Source organism: Burkholderia sp. KCJ3K979, assembly GCF_016759955.1.
GTDB lineage: Bacteria > Pseudomonadota > Gammaproteobacteria > Burkholderiales > Burkholderiaceae > Burkholderia > Burkholderia orbicola.
This window is the reverse complement of record NZ_JACFYV010000383.1, coordinates 1-2,566: the sequence shown is the minus strand read 5'-3', so window position 1 is coordinate 2,566 and position 2,566 is coordinate 1. Positions and strand designations below refer to the sequence as shown.

Here is a 2,566-nt window from a genome sequence, read left to right as displayed (position 1 = left end):
CGTCGCCGCCGCGATCGAATCCCCGACGGCGGCCCCGTCGGCGGTCGGCACCGGCACCGGCGGCGACATGCCGCGCCCGGCGCGCCACACGGCCTCGAAATACTTGCGGGTGGACGTCAGCATGTCGGTGACGAGCTTGCCCATCAGCCGGTATTCCCAGTACGGGAACAGCCGGCTCGCGGCGATCGCGATCATGCAGCCGACCACCGTGTCGATCGCGCGTTCGCCGATGATCCGCATGCTGCCCGGCGCGAGCAGGTGAAACATCAGCAGCACGTACGACGACGTGAACACGACGCTCGCCGCATAGTTGAACAGCAGCAGGCTGTAGCTCATCACCATCGACCCGAACATGATCGCGATCAGCAGGTGCGTGTCCTTGACCGTGTAGATCAGCGCGACGCTCGCCGCGCAGCCGATCAGCGTACCGACGATACGCGCCGCGTTGCGCTGCTTGGTCAGCGAATAGCCGGGCTTCAGGATGATGATGGTCGTCATCACGATCCAGTACGCGTTGGTGAGCGGCAGCAGCCGGCCGATCCAGAAGCCGACCGCCACCGCGATCGTCACGCGCAGTGCATGGCGAAAGCTCGGCGAGCGCATGTTCAGGTTCGAGAAGATCAGCAGCGGCGACATGCGGCGGCGCTGCAGGAAGCGCGTGAGCGCCTTGTCGATCTTCAGTTCGGTTTGCTGCGGATCGGCGTGGCCCGACAGGTTGCGGCGCATCCTGTCGATCAGGCGCGTCGCGCTCCAGATGCGCCGGAACGTCGCGACCACGGCCGCATAGGCTTCCGCGTGGGTGGCCGCGAAGTTTTTCTTGCGCATCAACTCGATCTCGTACTCGATCGCGCGCAGCTCGGCCTTCACGCTGATGTGCGAATGCGGCGCGCGGTTTTCGAGCACCGCGAGGCCGACCTCCTCGAGATCGGCCGCGGCCTTGCGGATCAGGTCGCGATAGAAAATGATCAGGTCCGAGCCGCCGAACGTGTTGCGCACGAGCGGGTAATCGGTGTGCGCGCCGACGAACAACTCGTGCAGGTCGACGCTGTTGATGAACAGGTTGTACATCGTCGTGCGGCCGGGATCGAGCTTGCCGCGCCGCAGCTTCGGCAGGTTGCGCAGCACGATGTCGCGCGCGGTTTCCTGCGTTTCGACCGCGGTGATCTGCCGGGCGACGAGATTGCGGTAGCACTCGTCGAGATCGGCGTCGAGGTCGTAGAACTGCGCGCGTGCGAGCAGATAATCGGCGCAGGCGAACAGGCTTTCGGCCAGCGCCTGCTGCTCGATCCGGCGCGCCTGCCATTGCGACACGAGCGTGGCCCAGTACGTGTACCAGAGGCCGCCCGCGAGAATCCAGCCGGCGTTGACGAACGCCTGCAGCGGCGTGAACTTCTCCTCGAGCGTCATCACCATCATGAACAGCGTCGCGAAGCTGATCTGCGGCCAGCGGTTGCCGTAGACGACGATCAGCGACAGCACGAACGTGAGCGGCACGATCGTGAGCCACAGCGCGAAGATGTTCGGGGTCGCGAGGCCGGTCGCGAGCGCGGCCAGGAAGCCGATCACGCTGCACGCGAGCATTTCGTTGTGCTTGTACTTCAGCGGGCCCGGCATGTCGACCACGCACGCGCCGAGCGCGCCCGTCGAGATCGTGAAGCCGAGCTCCCGGTTGTGAAACACGATCAGGCACAACACGGCCGGCAGCGACACGCCGACCGCGATCCGTAGGCCGCCGAAAAAGTACTGGCTGTAGAAAAACTTTCTGATTTCGACCGAATAGCGCATCGATGGGCTGAATGACAGACGAAGACGCCGGGGCGGCGTATTGACTGGCGACGAGTCTATCGTATTTCGCGGCTCGCAAAAGCTGGCTGTCCGGACGATGGCCGTGGCTGCGGCCCTTTGCTATCCTTGGTCATCCTGTTCGCCCGGCCCCGTCGGTGCGAGGTTCCGACGCCCGCCTCATGCTCCATCTCTTCTATTCGAACCGTCACGAAACGCTGGCCGACGCGCTGCTCGAGGATCTGGCCGCGTTCCCGGCCCGCAACGGCCCGTGGGCGCCGCAACAGGTCATCGTGCCGAGCGCGGCGCTGCGCCGCCGTCTCGAGCTCGACATCGCCGCGCGCAATGGCGTGTGCGCGAACGTCGAGTTCACCTATCTCGCGCAGTGGCTGTGGGCGCAGATCGGCCGCGTGCTGACGGTGCCCGCGCGCTCGCCGTTCGCACCCGACCGGCTCGTGTGGCGCTGCTACCGGCTGTTCGCGCAGGCGGCCGATGGTGCGCCGTGGCTCGCGTCGCCGCGGCTCGCCGCGTATCTGTCGGCCTCCGACGATGCGATGCGCTACGAACTGGCCCATCGCGTCGCGGCCGTGCTCGATCACTACCTGACCTATCGCCCCGAATGGCTGGCCGCGTGGCAGGCCGGCGAATCGATGCTCGCGGGCGACGCCGCGCCGCGCGGGATCAGCGACGCCGCGCGCGACGACGAGCGCTGGCAGGCCGCGCTGTGGCGTGCGCTGCTCGCCGAGCTGAGCGACAGCGGCACGCCGCCGGCACACCGCTTCCT

General features: G+C 66.7%; 2 protein-coding genes. One reads left to right on the top strand and one right to left on the bottom strand.

Annotated elements, in window-relative coordinates; genetic code table 11:
* The coding region (locus H3O04_RS34910) for an FUSC family protein (RefSeq protein ID WP_202589470.1) at window positions 1-1,785 on the bottom strand (1,785 nt) is incomplete at its 3' end.
* Window positions 1,786-1,964: 179 nt separating this feature from the next.
* Here H3O04_RS34910 and H3O04_RS34905 point away from each other — a divergent pair.
* The coding region (locus H3O04_RS34905; protein ID WP_202589469.1) for an exodeoxyribonuclease V subunit gamma at window positions 1,965-2,566 on the top strand (602 nt) is incomplete at its 3' end.